At 54.8% G+C, this 21,391-nt stretch carries 19 protein-coding genes; 8 read left to right on the top strand and 11 right to left on the bottom strand.

Annotated elements, in window-relative coordinates; genetic code table 11:
* The first annotated feature begins 67 nt into the window (after positions 1-67).
* Complete coding sequence (gene ppdK / locus TURPA_RS08965; RefSeq protein WP_014802980.1) at positions 68-2,785, top strand: pyruvate, phosphate dikinase; 2,718 nt, start codon at positions 68-70, stop codon at positions 2,783-2,785.
* Positions 2,786-2,827: 42 nt separating this feature from the next.
* Here the strand turns inward: ppdK and TURPA_RS08960 are convergent, their stop codons facing one another.
* From TURPA_RS08960 to TURPA_RS08930, 7 genes are all read right to left on the bottom strand, one after another.
* A complete protein-coding gene (locus tag TURPA_RS08960) occupies positions 2,828-3,961 on the bottom strand; it encodes a caspase family protein (RefSeq protein WP_014802979.1) in 1,134 nt (377 codons plus the stop codon).
* Between the two features lies 1 nt (position 3,962).
* On the bottom strand, positions 3,963-4,508 hold the full coding sequence (locus TURPA_RS08955) for a hypothetical protein (protein ID WP_014802978.1): 546 nt from the start codon (positions 4,506-4,508) through the stop codon (positions 3,963-3,965).
* A gap of 38 nt (positions 4,509-4,546) precedes the next feature.
* Positions 4,547-4,963: an HIT domain-containing protein gene (locus tag TURPA_RS08950; protein ID WP_014802977.1), complete on the bottom strand. Its 417-nt coding sequence runs from the start codon at positions 4,961-4,963 to the stop codon at positions 4,547-4,549.
* Entirely contained in the window at positions 4,956-5,609 is a 654-nt protein-coding gene (locus TURPA_RS08945; RefSeq protein WP_014802976.1) for an HAD family hydrolase, read from the bottom strand. Before TURPA_RS08945 ends, TURPA_RS08950 begins: the two co-directional genes overlap by 8 nt.
* A 55-nt stretch (positions 5,610-5,664) precedes the next feature.
* On the bottom strand, positions 5,665-6,237 hold the full coding sequence (locus TURPA_RS08940; RefSeq protein WP_014802975.1) for a hypothetical protein: 573 nt from the start codon (positions 6,235-6,237) through the stop codon (positions 5,665-5,667).
* Positions 6,238-6,259: 22 nt separating this feature from the next.
* Positions 6,260-6,958 carry a hypothetical protein gene (locus tag TURPA_RS08935; protein WP_014802974.1) on the bottom strand — a complete coding sequence of 233 codons (699 nt, stop codon included), beginning with the start codon at positions 6,956-6,958 and terminating at the stop codon, positions 6,260-6,262.
* An 86-nt stretch (positions 6,959-7,044) separates the two neighbouring features.
* On the bottom strand, positions 7,045-7,524 hold the full coding sequence (locus TURPA_RS08930; protein ID WP_014802973.1) for a Fur family transcriptional regulator: 480 nt from the start codon (positions 7,522-7,524) through the stop codon (positions 7,045-7,047).
* 115 nt (positions 7,525-7,639) lie between these two features.
* On the opposite strand from TURPA_RS08930, the gene TURPA_RS08925 reads away from it, so the two are divergent.
* The 3 genes from TURPA_RS08925 to TURPA_RS08915 all read left to right on the top strand — a co-directional run bounded on the left by TURPA_RS08925 (position 7,640) and on the right by TURPA_RS08915 (position 10,223).
* Positions 7,640-8,626, top strand: coding sequence for an SRPBCC family protein (locus TURPA_RS08925; protein ID WP_014802972.1), 987 nt, complete (start codon positions 7,640-7,642; stop codon positions 8,624-8,626).
* A 169-nt stretch (positions 8,627-8,795) separates the two neighbouring features.
* Complete coding sequence (locus TURPA_RS08920) at positions 8,796-9,497, top strand: ATP-binding cassette domain-containing protein (protein WP_014802971.1); 702 nt, start codon at positions 8,796-8,798, stop codon at positions 9,495-9,497.
* Between the two features lie 183 nt (positions 9,498-9,680).
* The gene (locus TURPA_RS08915) at positions 9,681-10,223 is read left to right on the top strand and encodes an ATP-binding cassette domain-containing protein (protein WP_014802970.1); all 543 of its coding nucleotides are present in this window, start codon (positions 9,681-9,683) and stop codon (positions 10,221-10,223) included.
* A gap of 17 nt (positions 10,224-10,240) precedes the next feature.
* Here the strand turns inward: TURPA_RS08915 and TURPA_RS08910 are convergent, their stop codons facing one another.
* The gene (locus TURPA_RS08910; RefSeq protein ID WP_014802969.1) at positions 10,241-12,136 is read right to left on the bottom strand and encodes an ABC-F family ATP-binding cassette domain-containing protein; all 1,896 of its coding nucleotides are present in this window, start codon (positions 12,134-12,136) and stop codon (positions 10,241-10,243) included.
* Positions 12,136-12,741 (bottom strand): inorganic pyrophosphatase, encoded by a 606-nt coding sequence (locus TURPA_RS08905; protein WP_014802968.1) that lies wholly within the window; start codon positions 12,739-12,741, stop codon positions 12,136-12,138. Before TURPA_RS08905 ends, TURPA_RS08910 begins: the two co-directional genes overlap by 1 nt.
* Before the next feature lie 175 nt (positions 12,742-12,916).
* Here TURPA_RS08905 and TURPA_RS08900 point away from each other — a divergent pair, with 175 nt between their 5' ends.
* A complete protein-coding gene (locus TURPA_RS08900) occupies positions 12,917-14,977 on the top strand; it encodes a 7TM diverse intracellular signaling domain-containing protein (protein ID WP_014802967.1) in 2,061 nt (686 codons plus the stop codon).
* 15 nt (positions 14,978-14,992) lie between these two features.
* Here TURPA_RS08900 and TURPA_RS08895 read toward each other — a convergent pair whose 3' ends face one another.
* On the bottom strand, positions 14,993-15,535 hold the full coding sequence (locus TURPA_RS08895) for an SRPBCC family protein (protein WP_014802966.1): 543 nt from the start codon (positions 15,533-15,535) through the stop codon (positions 14,993-14,995).
* Between the two features lie 354 nt (positions 15,536-15,889).
* Here TURPA_RS08895 and rplU point away from each other — a divergent pair, with 354 nt between their 5' ends.
* From rplU to TURPA_RS08880, 3 genes are all read left to right on the top strand, one after another.
* Positions 15,890-16,201 carry a 50S ribosomal protein L21 gene (gene rplU, locus TURPA_RS08890; protein WP_041949152.1) on the top strand — a complete coding sequence of 104 codons (312 nt, stop codon included), beginning with the start codon at positions 15,890-15,892 and terminating at the stop codon, positions 16,199-16,201.
* 89 nt (positions 16,202-16,290) lie between these two features.
* Complete coding sequence (locus TURPA_RS08885; protein WP_014802964.1) at positions 16,291-18,600, top strand: transglycosylase domain-containing protein; 2,310 nt, start codon at positions 16,291-16,293, stop codon at positions 18,598-18,600.
* Complete coding sequence (locus TURPA_RS08880; RefSeq protein ID WP_014802963.1) at positions 18,597-19,871, top strand: hypothetical protein; 1,275 nt, start codon at positions 18,597-18,599, stop codon at positions 19,869-19,871. Before TURPA_RS08885 ends, TURPA_RS08880 begins: the two co-directional genes overlap by 4 nt.
* On the opposite strand, the gene TURPA_RS22540 is transcribed toward TURPA_RS08880, so the two are convergent.
* Positions 19,852-21,336, bottom strand: a complete 1,485-nt coding sequence (locus TURPA_RS22540) for an ABC transporter substrate-binding protein (RefSeq protein WP_014802962.1) — start codon at positions 21,334-21,336, stop codon at positions 19,852-19,854. The genes TURPA_RS08880 and TURPA_RS22540 overlap by 20 nt on opposite strands.
* Between the last annotated feature and the right edge of the window lie 55 nt (positions 21,337-21,391).

Below are 21,391 nucleotides of genomic sequence, written 5' to 3'. Positions count from 1 at the left end.
GGCAGACCGGGCGTCAATTTTGAGTGTAAACTCGTTTACAAGACGTCAAAAACTCAGGTGCTGAGTAATGGCTCAAACAGTTCAACCCGGCAAGTTTGTCTATTTCTTCTCGGCCGGTCGCACCGAAGGCGGTGCAGGGGATAAGAAGCTTCTGGGCGGCAAAGGTGCCAACCTTGCCGAGATGACCACGCTCGGCATTCCCGTGCCCCCGGGTTTTACGATCTCAACCGAAGTCTGCACCTATTATTACGCCAACGGCAACAAGTACCCCGCCGATCTGCAAGCGCAGATCGACAAGGGCATCGCCGAACTCGAGGCAGCCATAGGCAAGAAATTCGGCGATAAAGCGAACCCGCTTCTGGTGTCTGTTCGCTCGGGAGCCCCGGTATCCATGCCCGGCATGATGGATACCATCTTGAACCTCGGCCTCAACGATGAAACCGTTGCGGGCCTCATCGCGAGCACCGGCAATGCGCGGTTCGCCTACGACAGCTACCGCCGCTTTATACAAATGTACGGCAACGTCGTGCTCGGCCTGAAACACCATGACTTCGAGCACATTCTCGACGGGCTTAAAAAGTCGAAGGGTGTCACCGAAGACCTCGCGCTCGACGCCGAAGACCTCAAGAAGCTGATCGCTGAATATAAGGTTGAAGTTAAGGCGAAAATCGGGCGTGACTTTCCGCAATCACCGAAAGAACAACTCATGGGCGCAATCGATGCCGTGTTCGCCTCGTGGATGAACGACCGCGCGATCACCTACCGCAAACTCAACAATATTTCTGAGGCTCTCGGCACAGCCGTCAACGTGCAATCGATGGTCTTCGGCAACATGGGCGATGACTGCGGCACCGGCGTCGCGTTCACGCGTAACCCTGCCAACGGCGAGCGCAAGTTCTATGGGGAGTTCTTGATGAACGCGCAGGGCGAAGACGTGGTTGCAGGCATTCGCACTCCCCTCTCAATCGAAAAGCTGGGCGAAAAAATGCCAGAGGCTCTGAAAGAGCTGCACAGCTACGCAGACAAACTCGAGCACCACTACAAAGACATGCAAGATATCGAGTTCACGATCGAACGCTCAAAACTCTACATGCTGCAGACACGCTCGGGCAAACGCACTGCATTCGCAGCGATTCGCACCGCAGTCGAAATGGTCGACGAAAAACTGATCGATGAAAAGGCTGCACTGAAGCGAATCGACGCAAGCACGTTGCCGTCGCTGCTCGCAAAAATTTTCGACGAAAAAGAAAAAAAAGAAGTGCTCGCGAAGGGTCTCGTCGTCGCCACCGGTCTGCCGGCCGGCCCCGGCGCAGCGAGCGGCAAGATTGCCCTCACCGCCGAAAAAGCCGTGGAGTGGGCAGAGAAAGGCGTGAAGTCCATACTCGTTCGTGTCGAAACGTCACCAGAAGATATTTCAGGTATGCATAGCTCAGAAGGTATTCTGACTGCGCGCGGCGGTATGACGTCGCATGCTGCGGTGGTTGCGCGCGGCATGAATAAACCCTGCATTGTTGGTTGCAGTGCACTCGAAGTCGATTACAAGACGGGCACCGTAGAGTTCAACTCGGGCACTGCGAAAGCGGTAAAAATGAAAGAAGGCGACCATATCTCGATCGACGGCTTCACCGGCCAGGTATTGAACGCTTCTCTCAATACCATACCGAGCGAACTCGAGCAGGTGTTTGTTACCAAGACCCTCCCCATGGAAAAATCACTGCTCGCTCAGCAATACGCGCGCATCATGCAGTGGTCTGACCAGTACAGCCGCCTCAAGGTGCGCACCAACGCCGACACCCCCGAAGACGCTGCTGTGGCGCGCAGCTATGGTGCAATGGGCATTGGCCTTTGCCGCACCGAACACATGTTCTTTGCCGAAGAGCGCATCGCCGCAATGCGCGAGATGATTCTGTCTTCAAGCCTTGAAGAACGCGAGAAGGCGTTGGCAAAACTTTTGCCTTACCAGCGGGCCGACTTCAAGGGAATCTTTTCAGCCATGGAAGGGCTCGCGGTCACCGTGAGACTTCTTGATCCCCCTTTGCATGAATTTTTGCCGCACGAAGAGGCACAGATAGAAGAACTTGCCAAAGCATTCGGCAAGACCTCGCAGTACGTTCACAAAAAGATGGATGACCTCAAAGAGTTCAACCCTATGCTCGGGCATCGCGGTTGCCGGTTAGGGGTCACATACCCTGAAATCACCGCAATGCAGACGCGCGCGATTATTGAAGCAGCGGCTGAGCTCTTGAAAGAGGGCAAAAAGGTATTTCCCGAAATCATGGTACCGCTTGTGGGCCACTTCAAAGAGCTCGCGAATCAGGCGAAGGTCATTCGTGAGACTGCTGACGCCGTGATGAAAGAAAAGGGTATCAAAGTCGAATACGCGCTCGGCACCATGATTGAAGTGCCGCGCGCTGCCGTCACCGCAGACGAGATTGCCGAGCATGCGGAGTTCTTTAGTTTCGGTACCAACGACCTGACGCAGATGACATCGGGTTTCTCACGCGACGATTCAGAGCACTACCTGCCCTATTACATCGAAAAGGGCATCTACCCGCAAAACCCATTTCAGGTATTTGACTGGGAAGGTGTCGGCAAACTCGTCGAGATTGCGATTGAAAAGGGGCGCAAGACTAACCCGAAAATAAAACTCGGGGTATGCGGTGAACACGGTGGCGACCCGGCCTCAATCGGCTATTGCCACCGCGTGGGCCTCGACTACGTTTCGTGTTCACCTTACCGGGTACCCATCGCGAGGCTCGCGGCAGCCCAGGCAGCGTTAGCCTAAATGGTTTGTGGGCGCGCACCTGAAAGGTGCGCGTTCTCACGATTAATGAGAGCCGCAGGCCGAGCTGTGCAGCGACGCGATGTGGCCTTCGTAAGCCCAGACGGCCGATCTGAACCGCGGCCAGTTCTTCTGCCTCAACCCCATTTGCATCGTACGCGACAGCTGTATCATCTGTTTATCGCCACCGGCCTGAACCAGCGCGGTTACCATCTGCTGATAGCCTGCAAGCTCTTGGCGCTGACGGCGAAAGTCGAATTTCGCAGGCATACCAGATTTGACAGTCGAAAGTGCCGAGGCAAATTCACCGAGCGCCTTGCATTGTTCATTATGCTCTTCAGGCGGCTCGGGTTCTGCGATGTGAATCTCATGCTGCTGTTCGACGCTCGCCTGCGGTGTCTGCACTGCAGCGCCCTTCACGAGCTCGTATTGCGGGTCTTGCGTTTTCTGCTGCGGACTGTTGATGACAATCTGTCGCGTCGCAAGTTTCATGATGTGGTCCCAGTTGGCTGACGTACTCTTCACTTCTGAACGCACAATGGCGAGAAAACGGCTGGTAAAGGCGCCGCCGGCAGCATCTTGGCCGAAAGACATTTGGCCGACGATCGAACCCGACGCATAGATGCGCCCTGAGAATTCGACGAACAGCTTTCGCCAGGCCTCATCTTGATCTTCAAGCATCGCACGTGAGTTGAGGCCGGCCTGCGGCAGGTCGATGTAATTGTTGCACGAATCGCTGATCGCCAGTACCATGCGCGGCTTCTTCGCGTCGATGGTGTCGATGACCCATTGAAAATCGACGCCCTTTGTGCCGGCGTCGGGTATGTAGAGCAGAGGCCAGCGTGTTTTCACTGGCTGGGTGCGAAAGCCATGGCCCGAATAGTAGAAGATGACCGTATCGTCGCTGTCGACCTTCAGGTTTTTTACAGCGTCCATGATCGGGCGTGATTTTAATCCGGCGCCTTTAATGACCTTGATGTCGAGCTTTAATCCTGTACGGGCCGCAATCTGCTGCGCGAAGCCTTCAAAATTCGCTAAGTCTGTCACCACCGATTTGCCGATCGAGCGGTCGTTCGTATCGCCCACAAGCAGCACGCGCAAAGACGCCGAAAATGCCGGCGTCACGCTGGCCGAAAACAGCACGCAGGCTGCAATAGCGCGAAGATTCAATCTTTTCATGTTATAGCTCGTCTTTGATCGCCGCTAGCTTCGCATCGTTCGGGAAAAGCTCCCTTGCGAGAGACAGTATCTCTTTGCGAGCCGGGTCGAAATCTTCGAGGTTGCCCTGTTTACCGTCGCGGCCATAACTCACCTCGTTGCAGGTGAAGCAGAAGAGTGCATGCGATTGTTTGCCGCCCTTTTCAAAGATAAAGCCGATGTAGGGGGAAAACAAACAACGCTTCGATGAATTAAAATCGTATACATTGACGTCGAATACAACCGATTGCAATTTTTTCACCTGGTCGGGGGTCATGATCTTGCCTTTTTTGACAATCGCATAACCTTCAAGATTCTCTTTCTTACCGCCAGAGTTGGGGTCTGAATTGACAATCACCGGTATAACGCGCACGGCGTCAGCGTAGACGTCGATACCACCGAGAAGTTTTTCGACCTGCGGGTCGGTTTTACCTGTGAACATGAAGCGCTCCTTCGGGGCGTCACCCGATTTGCAGCCGGTCACCGCGAAAACCGCCGCAACTGCGATATAGAATTTAAGGTTTCTCATACAGCAGAGCTATCTGCCGCGTTTGAGAAGTCAATACTTTATGAGAGCAACTTCGAATTCAGCAGCCGGTTCAAGAACGCTTCTGCATCCTCAGGCTTATATGGCTCGATATTGACATTGCCCCACACGGGCTTCGGCCACGCGGCATCATGGGTGAAACGCGCGATAATGTGCACGTGCAACTGCGGCACAACGTTGCCGAGCGCCGCAACATTGATTTTGTCGGGCTTGAACTCGGTCTGCAAGAGCCTGCTCACGAGTGCGATCTCGATTATAAGCTGCTGTTGTTCTGCGGCCGCAAGGTCGATGATTTCGCGCGCACCGGCAATTCGGGGCACGAGAATGAGCCAGGGCACCGCACGGCAGTTCATCGCGACGAGCCGGCAGAGCGAAAGTTCTTTCACGGCGAAAGTGTCGGCCGCGAGCTGTGGGTGCAGTACAAACCTTTCAGGCATATTTGAGCAGGTCTGAAAATTGTTCGAGCTTCACCTGCCAGGTTGTGATCTCACCTGGCGGTGCATGCCCGTACTCGCACCAGGCAAAATCGCAGCCAATCGTCTGCGCGGCTTCGAGGTCGCTCAATCGGTCGCCGACCATCACAATTTTTTTTGCGTCGAGGCCTATCGAAGTGTAGTGACGCATAATGTCGCTCTTGGTGAAAATTTTTTCACCGTCGATATAAGTGGGATATATAACGTGCTGCAGCACGCCCGCATACCCAAGAATCGCCTCGATATAGGGGCGCCGACCATTCGACGCGACGAGAATCTTGCCGCCCCGTTCTGTGATGGCGTCGATGGTCTTCTTGACTTCGGGGTAATACTCGCCGGCACCCGCGGCTATCTTGTCGCAGAGCAGTCGCAGCACCGAATCAGAAAGCGTGTCGCGGTCGTCTTCACTCAGCTGGGGAAAAAGGTTCTGAAAGATTTTTTTCACCGGCTTGCCGATCTCGAGCATGATACGCTCGCGGCCCGGGGTATCGAGCGCATTACCGGTTGCCTTGGACCATAACTCGATCGATTCTTTGTAAACAGGATAAATAATCTCTTCAGACGAGAAAACGGTTCCGTCGATGTCGAGTGCGAAAAATTCGTATTTCATAGCGATGTATAGCCTCATTTGCATTTGCCGCGTCGCGGCAAATGCAATTCAGCTCTTAATGGGTGTAAAGCAGGGGCACGATAATCACGTAACCGGCATTCTGGCCATTGACGACGTGCGGAGGGCACGGCCTGGTGCCGAACGCCCGCCGACCCGCTTCTATAAAGAGCTTACGCATACGTGGCTGCAGGTCTTCTTCGACCTCTTGCCCAAACTCGACCGCCGTCGGTTTTACCTCGCGAACCTTGCCGAACCGGTCAACGTTCAGTCGCACGGTGACCGTCGCCGTCTTCACATGGGGCTTTGCCTCGGCGGGAAAGTTGCGTATGACACACTTGGCGACGTTGGGTACCTCTTCGCTTTCGGTGAGATTGACGGGTGGCGTGTTGTCAATCTGCTCCACTGCGGCTGCGGGCCCTGATGGTGGCGCTGCCGGCGCGGGCGCCGGCTCAGTTGCGGGCTTCGGCTCGGCCGGTTTCTTCTTGAGTTTCGCTTTTAATGACGGTAGAAATCCGCCTTGCGAAGCTTCTTCGGGCGTCGTCGCCTTGCCGCAGGGTTCGAGAAACCATATGAGCAAAGCTGCAAGCGCCGCCGCGAAAACCGCGACGAAAATTCTGTTTCTCGACATGGGTTATAAACTGAAAAAGACGTCAGTTGGTCAGCTCATAATTGAGTGGCACTTCAAGCCGATAGCCAGTCGCGACGCCGGCGGCGTAATACACCGGACAACGGCGCCCCTGCAATGAATTGCGAGCGGCGCTCATGAAAAGCTTCTTCATGCGCTCTTTGAGATCGGGGGGCAGGTTCTTCTTGAACTGCACATAGAGCGGCTTCGCATCGCGCACGAGGCCCGATTTGTCGACGAGCAGATTCACGAGCACGAGCGCCTCTTCAACGTATGCCTTTGCCTCGGGCGGAAAGTTTCTGACCGCACAGCGTGCAATATTCGGCGCGCCGCCACCGCTGCCGCCCGAACCTTCGACATCGAGGTCGACAACACCTTCGCCGTCGATAGAACCGCCAGCTTCGTTGGCAGGCAGCGTCGTCGCGTCTTTGCGTTCTTTCACAAACTGGTTGCCGAACACCTCATCGACCTCGATCACAGGAGCCTTGCGGGCGCGGGGTTTGAAATCGCCAAGGTCGATCGAAGCCGAGGTGAACGGAATTTCACGCGCCTCACCCTGCCAGCTGACGGTCAGATACGCCACGAGTTCTATAAAGAGAATGATGCCAATGGCGATCGAAAGGTATTTATTTTTCTTTTTGTCGCCGCGACGACGAAACGAATTCGTCAGCCCTGAAAAGACCTGTTCGCCCGAAGGTAAAACGATGCCGTCAAGCTCGCCCATCTGCCGCCACGGCGAGACCTCAAAACTTGGGGCAAAGCGTTTTCATGCATTTTACTTTGACAGCAAAGCTGCCAAAGTAAAATGCATCAGGTCTCGCGCCGCGTCAGCACGCGCTTTTCGGGCGGGCAGGTAGTGCATTCGGCGTAGATCGTGAGGTGGTGCTTTTTCATGCGAAAGCCATTCTTAAGCGTGATTTTCTCTTTTAACGTTTCAAGACTCGAATCGGCAAATTCGATAATCTTGCCGCAATCCATACAAACGATGTGGTCGTGGTGATCGTGCCCGGGCGTATGCTCATAGAATTTGTAGTCTTTGCCGAAATCGTGCTCTTCGATCAGTTTGAGGTCGAGCAGCATTTGAATGACACGGTACGCGGTCGCCTGTGAGACCTTCTTTCCCTTTTCGCGAAAGCTCGCAATCAGCTCTTCGACGGTAAAATGTTCATGCGTGCGAAACACCCAGTCGGCGATCTCGTCGCGCTGCGGTGTGGATTTATATTGGTGCTGGTGCATGCGCTCTTTCAGCAGAGTCATCTCTTTCGAAATGTTTGCCGCACGCTCTTCCATGAGTTTAGTCGGTGATACAAAAGCGCAACGTCAAGCCGAATTGGCATTCTGGCAAATCGGTACAGTTCAGGCACTAGACTTATTGACGCGCTCTGGGGCAAAACGCGGATGCACTATGACTGCAAAAATGAAGCCGATGTCACTTTCGATGCTGATCGCGACCGTGATCGGTATTGCCTACGGCACGAGCGCGCAGATTTTTATGCGCTTCATGTCGAAAGACGAGGGCAATAAGTTTGGCAATGGCAGCTTTATGGTGATGACTCTGGGGTTCGTCTTTTTTGTACCCTTTGCTGTGGGTATGCTGCACGTCTACCTGCGGCAGCGAGATGGCCTGCGTGACTTTGTCTTGTCGATTTTCGAGCCGATGCTGCCGGCAGTTTTATGCCTGATGGTGTCGCTGGTCATCGGCTGGGAAGGCACGATTTGCCTGATTATGGCTTTTCCCATTGTGATGGGCCTTTCGGCGCTCGGTGGCCTGGCGATGCGCATCATCATCAACGTGCGCCAAAAAAACCTGATCTTTGTCGCTTTTATGGTTCTGCCGATGCCGCTCTCGCTGCTCGAAAGACAGATCGACCTGCCGCAAGAAAAGCGCATCGTTTCGAATACGCTGCGTATCAAAGCAAAACCCGAGACCGTGTGGCGCAAAATCGTGCGCGTTGAAAAAATCACCGAGCCGCAAGAGAGTGTCTTCTTTACGCTGGGGTTTCCCCGCCCGATAGAGGCTGTGCTTTCAGGTGACGGTGTCGGGCAAACAAGACTCGCCACCTTCGAACGTGGGCTGCAATTCGTCGAAACGGTCACCGACTGGAAGGTCAATGAAAAGCTCGGGTTCACCATCAAGGCCGACCCGAATCTGACTCCACTCACCACACTCGACGAGCATGTCACTGTCGGCGGTGCCTTTTTTGACGTGATGTCTGGCACGTACGAAATTCGTAAAATCAACGATCGTGAAGTCGATCTCGTGCTCTACAGCGAGCACCGCATCTCGACGCACTTTAACTTCTATGCCCGCATCTGGAGTAATTTTCTGATGAGCGAGATTCAATCAAACATCATGAAGGTGATCAAGGCGCGGGCTGAGGCTGAAGGGTAGCGACACATTTGGCAGGGCTTTAAGCACCTGCCAAACGCTATAACTTTTTGCCGCCCTGAAAGATTTTTGTTATAATCTGCGTGCAGCCACCCGCTGCGCGTATGCGCTAATCTGCTCCCCCACGTAAAGCCGCGCCTCGTATCGAGGCGTTCGATTCACAGGAGCAGATATGACTTATATAAAACTACACGGCGTGAGCTTTGGCTACGCGCCCGAAAGGCTTGTTCTCAAAACAATCCACCTGACACTCCAGCGGGGCATCTATGCCATTGCCGGGCCAAATGGTGCGGGTAAGACGACTCTTTTAAAACTCATCGCAGGCGAACTTCTGCCGAGCGCCGGCGAGCTGGTCGTTGCACCGACGGCGCTATGCACCTCGCTGGATCATGGCCTACCAGCCGAGGCGCATGAAAGACTCAGCAGTGGTGAACAGAAGATGCGGCAGCTAAAAAGCGCCTTACAGCAATCGTCTGAAATTTTGCTGCTCGACGAACCTGAAACACACCTCGACGCTGCCTACCGCCGCTGGCTGACAAGGCACCTGGTTTCGCGCAGACAACTTGTCTTGATGGTGTCGCATGACGGCGCCCTTTTGAATCTGGCGACGCGTATTTTGCACGTCGAAAATCAAAAAGTGCGCGTGTTCGATTCAGGCTACGCCGCTTACCGTGAACAGCTGGCGCATGAACGTGAGGTGGCAGAAAGCGCCGCCAACCGGGCTGAGCGCCTCGCCAAAAGTGAGCGGTTGCAGCTACAGCAAAACCTCCAACGGCAGCAGAAGCGCAGTGAGAACGCTGCCCGCCGTGCACCGAATGCGGGAATTCCCCGTGTGGCGCTGGGGCTCATGAAACGGAACGCCGAAAGAACTTAAGGAAAAATTGAGGTCCGAATCAAAGAACGCATCACTGAACTTGAAGCGAACATCAAGAATACACGCACCCTGATTTCTCACCAGCTCGACTTGCGATTTCAGGGTGCATGGCAAAAGCCGCTCAGCGGACATGCGAGACTCGAGGTGGTTGATCTGCAGCTTTACCTTGAGAGAGGCCGCCCGGTGTGGCGAAAACCCCTGAGCTTCAGCGCCACCGGCGGCGACCGCATTCGCCTCAATGGCCATAACGGAGCAGGCAAGAGTTTGCTGATTCGACACCTCAGAGGCGGGCGCGAACTGGCGAGCAGCGGTACCGTCGCCTGTTCGAAACACGAATCGATGCTACTCAGAGCAGAAACAGAAGTTTCTCACGAGCCGCGCAGTCTGCTGCAGCTGGCACATGAGAAACTGCCTGACTTCAGCGAATGCGAGCTGCGCCGCCTTCTCGGCAGCTATGGTTACCGAGGCGAAAGAGTGTTCGATAGACAAGCGAATCTGAGCGCAGGTGAAAGAATCAGGCTGCAGATTCTGCTCGCCACCGCAGGCAAAATAACTCCCGGGTTTTGTTTCTTTGACGAGGCTGAGGTGGGTCTCGACTTCGAAAGCCGGCTCGCGGTGGCCGACTTTCTACGCCGCTTCATGGGCGTTGTGGTGTTCGCCACACACGACGATCTTTTCGCCAGGCGGATTGAGGCAACTCTTGAAGTAACGCTTGAACGCAGTTGAACTTCAACCGAGTCAAATCACGAAGCCAGAGATTCCCATTCAGCGAGGCGTTCTTCGAGCTGCTTCTGCAGCTGAGCCCGCTCTTCGGTCTTTGTGCGCAGTTCATCGGCAGAAAGCGACTGCAACTGGCCGCCGTCACCGAAGAGCGCGTCGAGCGCCTGAATGCGCGCTTCGTGGTCGGCAATTTCTTGCTCGAGGCGTTTCACGCGGGTTTGCGCTTTGCCGGCTTCACTCTTGAGGCGCTTACGCTGCTCATAGCTGAGGTTCGCTTCGGCGCTCGCCTGCTGGCGGTCTGACTCTGCGGCAGCTTCGGCCTTTTGGCGAGCGGTCGGCGGCGCCTTTGCCTCAGCATCTTCACGGTCGTCGAGCGCGCGCACGCCGGCATTGAGTTCTTTGAGGGTGCCGTCTTTGAGTTCGAATACGCGGTTACAGACCTTTTTGATAAATGCCCGGTCGTGGCTCACCATGAGCACGGTGCCCTGATACGCCGCGAGCGCGTCTTCGAGCGCTTCGATACCCTCGATGTCAAGGTGGTTCGTGGGTTCGTCGAGTACGAGAAAATTGGGTTTCTGCAGCATCAAGTCGGCGAACACGAAACGCGCCATCTCGCCGCCCGAAAGCGCCGAGAGTTTCTTCTTCTGTTCATCGCCTTCAAACAGCATGAGGCCGAGCGAACCGCGCACGTCTTTGACCGCCTTTTCGCGGTGCAGCGTATGCAGATGTTCATGCAGCGGCTCGCCGAGTTTACGCAGCTCTTCGTGTACCTGCGCATAATAACCCATGCGTACCTCGTGGCCGAATTGCACTGAACCCGACTTCGGTGTCAGCTCGCCTGCGATGATTTTCAGCAGCGTCGTTTTGCCATGACCGTTGGGGCCGACAATTGCCGCCTTGTCGCCTTTTCTGAGCAAAAACTCCGCACCCTGAAACAACGGTGTTTCTGTGAACTGCATAGAAACACCGTGTATGTTGAGCACATCGCGGCCCGATTCGCGCTCATAGCGAAAGTTAAATGAGGGTTTGCGCCGCGAAGATGGGATAATCTCGGGGACTTCAATCTTTTCTACCTGTTTGACGCGTGACTGCGCCTGGCGCGCCTTTGACGCTTTGGCTTTGAAGCGGTCGATAAACTCGGTAAGTTCGGCGATTTTCTTTTTTGCCGCCTCAGCTTCGCGCTCTTTCTGCTCGGCGGCGAGCGTGCGCGCGCCGACAAAGCGATTATAGTTCATGTTGAAGAGCGTGATTGTCTTGTAGTCGACATCCAAAATCTGCTCTGACAGGGCCGACAAGAACCCGCGATCGTGCGTGATTAAAAGCAGAGTGCCCTGAAACTCGTTGAGAATATAGTTCTCGAGCCACTTGATGCCCGGCATGTCTAAGTGGTTGGTGGGTTCGTCGAGCAGCAGCACCTCGCCTTTAGCGAAAAGCGACCGCGCCAAGAGGGCCCGCATCAGCTGGCCGCCCGAAAGTTTGTTCGCGGGAATATTGTGTACTTCGTCGGGCAGACCCAAACCCGAGAGCAGGCGGGCCGCTTCGGCTTCGGCGCGGTAACCTTCGCGCGACATGATAATCTCTTCGACCTCGCCGGCATGCGCCGGGTCGGCGTTGGGGTTGTCACGCTCAGCGAGCGCCTTGGATAAAATTTCGTCGCCGGCGATCACGATCTGTATCGCGGTTTCGCCAGAATCGAGTGGCAGGTTCTGTTCGAGGTAGGCGATGCGCGTACCTTTCTGTACATCAATCTTGCCTTCGCTCGGTACATCGCGGTTCGCGAGAATTTTCAGCAGTGTCGATTTACCCGAGCCGTTCGCCCCGGTGATACCATAGCGCGTGCTCTCGTTCAGCTGCAGCGAAACCCCGGTGAAGAGGTCGCGCTCACCGTAAGACATGCCGAGGTTTTGCAGACTGATCATTAGTAATGAAACTTCGCCTTGTAGTCTGCAACCGCAGCTTCGATGACCTTACAGGCAACGTCGCGTTCATAAACTTCGCCCATTTCAATTTTGCGTTTCTGGCCAGGAAAATCTTTGTAGGTAAGAAAGTAATGGCGAATGCGGTCGATAAGCGATTGCGGTGCATCTTTCAGCGTTTCGATGCTGCCGTAAATCGGATCATCAGCCATCACCGCGATAATCTTGTCGTCGGCCTCTTGTTCGTCAATGAGCCTTAGCCCGCCGATCGTGCGGGCGCGCACGAGAAAGCCGTTGCTGCCGATGCTTCGTTCGGTAATCACGCAGATATCCAGCGGATCATGGTCACCACTGGTGACTTTCTTGTCGTTCGCGAGCGCGCGAATGCGTTCGTCGCAATACGTCTGCGGAATAAAACCGTAGAGAGCCGGCGGCAGCGATGAATATTTCTGCGGGCGATCAACTTTCATGAGGCCCGATGCCTTATCGATTTCATACTTGATCGTGTCTGAGGGCACGATCTCAATAAAAGCTGTGACAACGCTCGGGGCTTCGTCGCCAATCGCGACACCATGCCAGGGGTGCGCGGTAAATTGACTCAGCTTCATACGGCATGAAATGAGGTTCAGACACCGCGTAAAGCGGTGTGCGGCCTCCGGTGTGAAACTGCGCTTCGGCCTGAGAATGGCCGGCCGGTGGGCGCCAAATCGCTTGCCATTTCAGGCGTAAATTTACCAGAGTGCTGACCGCGCTGGCTATACAAGTTGCGCAAGGGTCTACCGCATGAAGAAATTCAATCTGGTGAAGATGCTGATGATCGGCTTGCTGGCAGGCAAAACTGCTGCAGCTGCAACATCGCCCATCGATTGGGGCACTGGCACGAAACAGCTGAATCTGGGCTCGTCGATGGATTTTTACAAAGACGAAACCGGGGAGGCATCGCTTGCCACCGTGCGAAAACTGCCAGACTCAGCGTTTGCGAGTGCAGATAAGGCCAACCTCGGGTTCTTCGTAAAACCTGTTTGGCTGCGGTTTCGCTTCACACCCACCGCCGAGCGTTTGATGCTGAGGCATGATTACGCGATGACCGACTACGTCACGCTCTACGAACCGGGAAAAAACGGCTACGATGAAAACACCCAGGGCGATATGATCGACTTCGCGCGGCGCGACGTGAAACACCGCCTGGTTTCGTTCTGGATAACGCCGCGCTCAACAGACTGGTATTACATTCGCCTGCAGACCAAGGGCAGCGTCAATCTGGCATTCACGCTCGCTGATGCGACGCAGGCTCTCGAAAGCGACCATGTCTCGCAGTATTTTCTGGGCATGTTTTTCGGCACCATCGCCGTAATGTTCTTCTACAATTTTTTTCTGTTCTTTAGCCTGCGCGAACCGGCATATCTCTTCTATTGCTGCTATATCGGTTCATTTGCGATACTTGCCGGCACACTCAACGGTATTTCGTACCAGCTTCTCTGGCCGGCGAGCCCCTGGCTGCAGAACCGCGCGTTTTCCATATTCGCGGGCAGTGCAATGAGCTTTGGCATCATCTTCGCGATGCTGTTTCTCAATTTGAAACAACTTTCAAGGCCACTCTATTTGGCCGCACACGCAGTAGGCGCAGCCGGCACCGGCGTTGCCTTGAGCGCGTTCGTGCTCGACCCCGGTACCTCAGTGAGGATAGCCAACGTACTCGGTATACCCTGGGTGCTCGCATTGCTCTCGAGCGCCGTTCTGGCGTGGTGGCGCGATTACAAACCAGCCCGGTATTTTCTCGCCGCCTGGATCGTGATGCTTGCAGGTACGGTGGTATTTACGCTGACGACGCGCGGCGTGCTGCCCCCTAACCCTTTCTTCGTCAACGCGATGCTTGTCGGCAGCGCGCTTGAAGTGATTTTGCTTTCGCTCGCACTGGCCGATCGCATTAACGTGCTCAAAAAAGACAAAGAGCGAATTCAGCAACAGGCGCTCGACAAGCAAAAGCGGCTGACCGACGCCTATAGCCGTTTTTTTCCAAGGCGAATGCTCGAGCTTCTCGACCGCGACAGCGTCGAACAGGTCACGCTGGGCGATGCCACAGAACGCGACATGACGGTGCTGTTCGCAGATATTCGCGGCTTCACCACCCTCTCAGAAAAAATGACGCCGCGCGACAGCTTCAAATTTCTCAACTCTTACCTCAAGCGCATGAGTCCGATCATTCGCGCGCACGATGGCTTCATCGACAAATTTATGGGCGACGGCATAATGGCGCTGTTTCCTGAAAATTCTGAGTCGGCTCTTAAGGCGGCAATTACGATGCAGCAGACCGTGCGCAAGTATAACCACCACCGCATGAAATCGGGTTACGACCCCATACGTATTGGCATCGGTATTCATAAAGGGGCGCTGATGCTCGGCACAGTCGGCGAGCAAGAGCGTATGGACGGGACGGTGATTTCTGATGCAGTAAACCTCGCTTCACGTATTGAATCCTTAACAAAGAAATTCGACGCCGATGTGCTGATCAGCGAAAGTGTGTTTCATGACCTTGCCGACCCGACCGTGTACATGACGCGGGTGATCGCCCGGGTTAAAGTGAAAGGGAAAGAACAACCCGTGACTGTTTTACAGGTTTTCGACGGCATGCCCGATTACCAGATCGAGATGCTCGACAAAACCCGCGGCGCCTTCGAACGCGGCTTCTTGAGTTTTCACGAGCGTCGTTTTGCAGATGCGCAGGCGATGTTTCGCCAGGTGATCGAGATTAATCCCGGTGACAGCGTCGCCGACATGTATCTCGAGAAGGCTCGGTATTTCGAACTCATCGGCAGCACCAAACCGCTCGCGGGCGCGCCGTGAATCGGTGGCGCGCGGTTACTTGCGCTCGAGCAAAAGCTTCAGGTTCAACAGGCCCGTTTCAAAGTCTTTGCCGATCATGCCCTCAATGTCAGTGAAAAGCAACATGAGGTTCATCGGGTAAGGCATCTTTGCGCTAAACCCCCAGGTGACCTTCGTCTTGTTGGGTTCAACCGCCTCGGTTTTCAGAAAAGCGTCACTTTTTGATTCAAAGGGGCGCAAGAACCGCAGCTCATAGTCGATGCGGTCGCCCGGCAGAATTTTTTTGATTTCTTGCTCCCCGGCGCCGACATCGTCTTTCGCGCTGTCCCAGGCTGAGACAAAGCCAACCGTGCCGTCGGTGCCCCGGTAGGTTTTCTTCATGTCTTTATCCATGCTGGCCCAGACGCTGAAATTATCCTGATTTTTAAGCTGCAGCAGATACGCGAAAACCTTGTCTTTCGGCAGGTTGATGGTCGCATCGCGCGCGACAGAATATTCTTTTTTGCTGAACGCGGCAACTGCCAGTATCAGCAGCACGGCCAGACCCACGACAAGGCCGAATATTTTCAGAATTTTCATAGATCCCCCTGAGGCTTCATACCCACCTGTCTAATTGCGCATTCAGGTGGATTTCGATGCGAAACCAGCCTGCAGGCTGTGGCAGCCGCTGTAGTCTGTACAGCCAATTATTCTGACCGGGGCGCAGGGGCTGCGCGGCAGGTCGCAAAACGACGAAATTCAGGAAAAGTTCCGCGATTTTCGAAGCGTAAATCGCTATATGAACGGGCTGAGGCCCGCTTTTCCCGAATTTCGTCGTTTTGCTATAGCCCTAAAATTTCGAATTTGGCGACCTGCCGCGCAGCCCCAACCGGCTGCGGGCTGAGGTACCACTATTGATTTGACCGCATGTCTCGGCGCCCCAAAATGACGGTCATGCAGGCAGTAATTCAAGTCGGTGGCAAGCAATACCGGGTGGCTCAAGACACAGTTTTTTTCGCTGAACTCACGGGAACCGAACCGGGCAAAGACCTCACCATCAATGAAGTGCTCTCTGTCAGCGGCAATGGCCAGATCAAAGTTGGCCAACCATTCTTGTCAGGCGCTTCGGTGACAGCCAAAGTCGTTGAAGAAGTCAAAGGCCCAAAAATCGTCGGCGTATTCTATCGCACGAAGAAGCACAACCACCGCAAGTGGGGCCATCGCCAGTCTTACCACAAGCTACAAGTTACCTCAATTAAAGCTTAAAGATTTTGCCCTGCGGGCAAAATCTTTAAGCTAATTCAAATTTTTCTTTTCTCGCCAGACGTTAACGCCGCCCTGCCATAGTACTTACTATGCGCCGCTTCTATCAGACTTTCATTCGCGGTAAAATTCGCTACTATCTTATATTGCTCGCACTCTATTTCGGGGTGCGTGTGTTTCTGGCGCACAACCGCTGGGTCGATGAAGAAGCCGCCGTGATGCAGAAGCTGACGCTCTATAAGCAGCAGCTCGACCGCCTGCGCAGCGGTGCCATCGCGCAAGATACCGTCGCGTCGATTGAACCGGGCGCAGTCGCGATACCTTCAAAGGTTTTCGACCGCTATGGCAAACTCATCGGCGAATTCTACACCGAGCGCCGCAGCCTGCTCAATTTCGAAGATTACCCGAAACACCTGGTCGAGGCGCTCATCGCGAGTGAAGACCGCCGCTTTCATGAACACCACGGCATCGACTACGCGGGCATTCTGCGCGCGATCGTGCGCAACACGCTGCGGCTGCGCTTTGTGCAGGGTGGCTCGACGCTCACGCAGCAGCTGGCAAAGGTGCTTTTTACCAACCAGGAGAAGACACTCGACCGCAAGCTGTTCGAATTTTTCTGCGCGCAGGCAATCGAAGAGAAATACAAGAAACAAGAAATTCTTGAAATGTACCTCAACCTCATTTATATGGGGCATGGCATGTATGGTCTCGAGACCGCCGCGCAGTTCTACTTTAATAAATCGGCACGCGCTCTGACGCCCGGCGAATCGGCGAGCCTTGTGGGCATTATACCCAACCCGAAGGCCTATTCGCCGATCACCGATCTGCCGCGCTTTCTCGAACGCCAGCTGGTGGTCATGCAGGCACTCGTTGCGGTGGGTAAGCTTGCGCCAGAGAAGATCAACAACGAACGCCGCAAGTTTTTTCAGGCATGGCGCATCGCGACGAAAGAGAGTAAACAGTCGGCAATCGCTGACTTTCCCGACAGGCTCACCGGAAAAAACTATGCCCCGTTTTTTCTCGATTACCTGAGGCAGAAGCTCGCAACGCAGTTCACGCAAGACGCGCTGAACCGCAGCGGGCTGCGCATCTTCACGACACTCGACCTTGGCCGGCAAATGATTGCGCAGCGTTCGGCGAAGGCGGCGGTCGAACTGCAAAAGAAACATTACGAGAAACTGCTCGAAGGCGCACGCAAGAAAAAAAACGCCGCCCGCGTGCAAGAATATGAACGCGCCCTCGCGACGACGAACGCGGCCTTTATCAGCATTGAACCCAAAACCGGGTACATTCTGACCATGGTCGGTGGTGCGGAGTTCTCACAGCAAAACCAGTTTAACCGTGCGCTAAAGGCTGACCGGCAAATCGGTTCAACGATTAAGCCTCTGCTGTTTTATCTGGGCCTCGCGAAGCAGGTCATTACGCCGGCGACGCTCATCGCCGACGAGCCGCTGCAAGACTACCAGAACTACGACGGCAAATTTCTCGGTAAGATTACCGTGCGCGATGCCTTAAAGCTCAGCCGCAACCCGACCGCGATTCGCGTTTTGCAGAAACTCGATTTCGACGACCTGCGCTCGCTCATTCACGAGATTCTGCAGATTCCCTATTCTGACGTCGAGAAGAAGATACCCCGCGAACTCGGCGTTGCGCTAGGCAGCTCATCGTTCACGCCCCTTCAACTGGCGCAGATGTATGCGACAATGCTCAACCGTGGCCGACGTGTCGAACCACGCGACCTGCTGCGTATTGAAGACAACCAGGGTCGGCAAATCTGGGAAGCCCCCGAACCCGCAGAACCACAGCAAATCATGGACCCAGCCGCCGCCTACGTCGCAATCACCCTGATGCAGGCAGTCGTCGGCGGCGGCGGCACGGCCGAGCCCGCGATGAAGGTTCTGAGAAATTCTGAAGGTCGGCTTGCGTTTGAAGTGGCGGGCAAGACCGGCACCACGTCAAAATATATCGACGCATGGTTTGTAGGGCTGGTCGCCGACGAAGCGACAGTCATGTGGGTAGGCAACGATGCCAACACAACGCTCGGCGCCGGCCGTTCAGGTAGCGGCCTCTGCGCCCCGCGTTACGCCGATTACCTTAAGTCGACGCGCACCGCAGCCAACAAACCACAACCATTTGCCGAACTCTTTGACCAAAGCCAGGTTGTTAAAAAATCGTTCTGCCCGGCAACTGGGCTCTTATCGAAATTTCCCGGCGCGTGCGAAGACGAAGTGCTCGACCAACCCTTTGTACGTGGTACCGAACCCCAAGACTTTGATCCATCGGGTACACCCGAGCCCACACCCGAAGTACCACCGGCAAATGAAACCAATGCGGTAAACCCACCCGTGACAACACCGGTACCGCCCGAATCACCCGCGACACCTGAGGCAACTACACCATGAATTTTATACTGCGCAACCGCATTGCTCTGCTCTTTGCGGGTTCATTTGTCATATTGTTGCTGGCGCTCTTTTGGCCTGAAGCCAAAAAATCGGGCGAATTGCAGAAATACTACACCCGGCCAGCCGACCAACTCGTCGCAATCTCGTATCAAGGCGAGATGCAGCTCGGCGACAAGCAAAAGGTTTCCGTTGCTTACGATATCCTCAAAGAAGAAAATGTACTGAAACCGAAAGAGCCGGTATATCGCATCGAAGTGCGCGAACTCAATACCACTGACAAGAGTCTCATGGCACGGGTCGCCGACCTCTCAAAACTCAAGCGGTTTTATGCGAGTTCGCTCGTGAAGACTATTGTACTCGACTGGGCAGCACCTGATTATTATTTTCTGCTGCCATACGAGTCAGCAATCACCGAGGCGAAAGAAACAGAATACGGATTTAAAAATTGCCCAAACCAGCTGAAACTGCAGTTTAAAGCCGACACAAAAGAGTTCTGCATCGGCGCCGCCAGCCAGGGCGACACGCGGCGTTACCTGCTCGACCGGCAGAAGAACCAGATAGTCATTGGCCCCGATTACACCGTGCGCCGCCTGTTGAATAATATCTTTGCCCAGCGCGAGCAATCATTACACCCTTATGGCAACGAGGGCATCGACACTGTTGATCTCAAGGTGTCGCCGGTGCTGCTTGAAAAATACCCTTTGCTGCGTGAAAAGACAGGTGGCACACTCAAGCTGCGCATGCTCGTCAAAGATGAAGGTAACCGCAAGATAAACGTGTGGCATGTTGAAAAGCTGCTGAGCATCAAACCATCGCATGCAGCCGAATATGCACAGCTGTTGCAGGCGATGCGCATCAATGCGCTTTTGGCAATCGATGCACCCGCGCCGAACGCTGCGCTCGCCGATATCGCAAAGTCAGTGGGCCTCGGTATTAAAGTGCTGCCCGCGATCGAAGGCTCGGTCAGCGTTAAACAGACAGACAAGCAAGACACTCTCGTGTCGCGCTACGCCTTTTTCGCGCCCGATACCAAACCGCCCGGCGGCATGGCATTGCAGCAAGACAAAACCCTGGTCAGACCGCGCGACACGTTCGTTCTGAGTTCATTCAACGCAGGCTACATCACTGCCGACCTCTACCCACGAATGCTTGCGATTCTTCAGAAGATTGAAAATGACCTGCGCGAAGCGCAGAAAGCCGGCGAAGAGCAAAAGGCGAAAAAAGAGAAAAAAGCCAAAGAGTCGCCTCAGCCTAGCGTACCGGCTCGCTGATAGCGCGCTCACCCCAGCCCGCAAATATTCTGGGTATGCGCAGGCGCGATTTCTTCAACCGGTAAAACTGCATGTTCTGAAAGCCGATAAAAAGCCAAGGTGACAACTCGCGCAGCCGCTGCTGAATATCGTCGACTTCTCTGGCCGAATATCCCGATCTGTCGAGCATCGTATCGAGCTTTTGGTCTTTGAAGTGCGCACGGTTGCCGCCAATACCCGCGTTACGCGAATGGAACAGCGGCATGAGAAAGTTTTCTGCGTGTGGATAATCCGCCGACCATTTCATGAGGTATACACCGCGCGTGCCTTTGTTGCTTTCACGCACCATGCTCGGCAGATCGACGATGCGAAATTCAAGGTGAATGTTAAACTTCGCGAAAACGTGCCGCATGTATTCTGCAATCAGCATGCGCTCTTTGTCGCTCAGTGTAAAGAGCGTCACCGTCTCTTTTGTCTGAGGTAAAACATAGTCACCCGCCGGTGGAAAAGCCCGGCCCGGCGGGGGCGACAGCACGGCCGGTACGGGGTAGTCTGCGCCCGAACAGGCACCGAGCAGCGTTTTCTGGCAGATTGCCTGCCGGTCGAAAGCCAGGTTAATCGCCCGCCTCAGCCCCGGCTGGGCCAATGCCGAAGGGGCACTCACATTAAATGCAGCGTATAGCACCACCAGGTCGTGCATCGTCTGCGGTTCATAAATATCGGCATCATAGGGTAGCTTGCGGTGAATACCGAGCGCCTCGTAGGCGTCGAGCCGCGCCTCGCGAAAAGCGAAATACCGCGCTGTCTCGTCGGGCATCACGAGAAACTCGAGCCGTGGCGAACCATCGGTCGTCGAAAATACGATGCGGTCACCGGTCTGCGACTCTATACGGTAGCGCGTGAACGGCACGAAGCCATTGCCCTTACGGTGTTCTGCTGCAACGAATACAGCGCATTGCGGCAGCGTCAGTTTAATGCGCGCCATCTGCCAATCTGCACTCGCCGGCCGGGGCGACTTGCTCAGTTCAATCTCAATTAGAAGCGGACCCACTTTTCGTACCGCGGCAATCTGCTCCATTACCCAGCTTTGGTTGGCGTCTTTCTGCACCCGCTGCAGCGCATAAACCACGTCGTCGGCCGTTGCGCTGCCATGGCGCAGTTTCACTCTCACCACCCGGCCAGCGAGGCTTTCACTTTCTGCCAGGTCTGAAACTAGGCGACCATCGGCATCGTACGCGAACAGCCGGCGGTGTAGAAAATTCACCACCATCACCGTCGATTCATCGACTGCATAAAGCGGGTCGAGAATCTCAGCGCGGTATTTTAAAGGTATTGTGATGATGCCCGCAGGCTTGTCGTCACCTCCGCAGCTTACTAGCGAGGCGACACACAGAAATGCGCAAATGAATCTGGCAGCGACTGCCAGCAAACGGTCTTGGGTCAATGAATATCTAAAAGATGAATGTTTCAACGATTGCCAGTTCATGACTTGCAGCCCCACTCTGAGAAGTGAGACACGTTCGCGCAATTCATAAACGAAT

The sequence above is a fragment of the Turneriella parva DSM 21527 genome, from assembly GCF_000266885.1.
In the GTDB taxonomy this organism is placed as follows: Bacteria; Spirochaetota; Leptospiria; order Turneriellales; family Turneriellaceae; genus Turneriella; species Turneriella parva.
Note: the sequence above shows the minus strand (reverse complement) of the source record. Positions and strands in the feature narration are given on the sequence as shown.

Coding starts and splice junctions, on each gene's coding strand:
- TURPA_RS08950 (WP_014802977.1), bottom strand. CDS start 4,963: ATGCCTGAAAGGTTTGTACTGCACCCACAGCTCGCGGCCGACACTTTC.
- TURPA_RS08910 (WP_014802969.1), bottom strand. CDS start 12,136: ATGATCAGTCTGCAAAACCTCGGCATGTCTTACGGTGAGCGCGACCTC.
- TURPA_RS08940 (WP_014802975.1), bottom strand. CDS start 6,237: ATGTCGAGAAACAGAATTTTCGTCGCGGTTTTCGCGGCGGCGCTTGCA.
- ppdK (WP_014802980.1), top strand. CDS start 68: ATGGCTCAAACAGTTCAACCCGGCAAGTTTGTCTATTTCTTCTCGGCC.
- TURPA_RS08900 (WP_014802967.1), top strand. CDS start 12,917: ATGAAGAAATTCAATCTGGTGAAGATGCTGATGATCGGCTTGCTGGCA.
- TURPA_RS08930 (WP_014802973.1), bottom strand. CDS start 7,524: ATGGAAGAGCGTGCGGCAAACATTTCGAAAGAGATGACTCTGCTGAAA.
- TURPA_RS08945 (WP_014802976.1), bottom strand. CDS start 5,609: ATGAAATACGAATTTTTCGCACTCGACATCGACGGAACCGTTTTCTCG.
- TURPA_RS08935 (WP_014802974.1), bottom strand. CDS start 6,958: ATGGGCGAGCTTGACGGCATCGTTTTACCTTCGGGCGAACAGGTCTTT.
- TURPA_RS08885 (WP_014802964.1), top strand. CDS start 16,291: ATGCGCCGCTTCTATCAGACTTTCATTCGCGGTAAAATTCGCTACTAT.
- TURPA_RS22540 (WP_014802962.1), bottom strand. CDS start 21,336: ATGAACTGGCAATCGTTGAAACATTCATCTTTTAGATATTCATTGACC.
- TURPA_RS08905 (WP_014802968.1), bottom strand. CDS start 12,741: ATGAAGCTGAGTCAATTTACCGCGCACCCCTGGCATGGTGTCGCGATT.
- TURPA_RS08960 (WP_014802979.1), bottom strand. CDS start 3,961: ATGAAAAGATTGAATCTTCGCGCTATTGCAGCCTGCGTGCTGTTTTCG.
- TURPA_RS08895 (WP_014802966.1), bottom strand. CDS start 15,535: ATGAAAATTCTGAAAATATTCGGCCTTGTCGTGGGTCTGGCCGTGCTG.
- TURPA_RS08925 (WP_014802972.1), top strand. CDS start 7,640: ATGACTGCAAAAATGAAGCCGATGTCACTTTCGATGCTGATCGCGACC.
- TURPA_RS08920 (WP_014802971.1), top strand. CDS start 8,796: ATGACTTATATAAAACTACACGGCGTGAGCTTTGGCTACGCGCCCGAA.
- rplU (WP_041949152.1), top strand. CDS start 15,890: ATGCAGGCAGTAATTCAAGTCGGTGGCAAGCAATACCGGGTGGCTCAA.
- TURPA_RS08880 (WP_014802963.1), top strand. CDS start 18,597: ATGAATTTTATACTGCGCAACCGCATTGCTCTGCTCTTTGCGGGTTCA.
- TURPA_RS08955 (WP_014802978.1), bottom strand. CDS start 4,508: ATGAGAAACCTTAAATTCTATATCGCAGTTGCGGCGGTTTTCGCGGTG.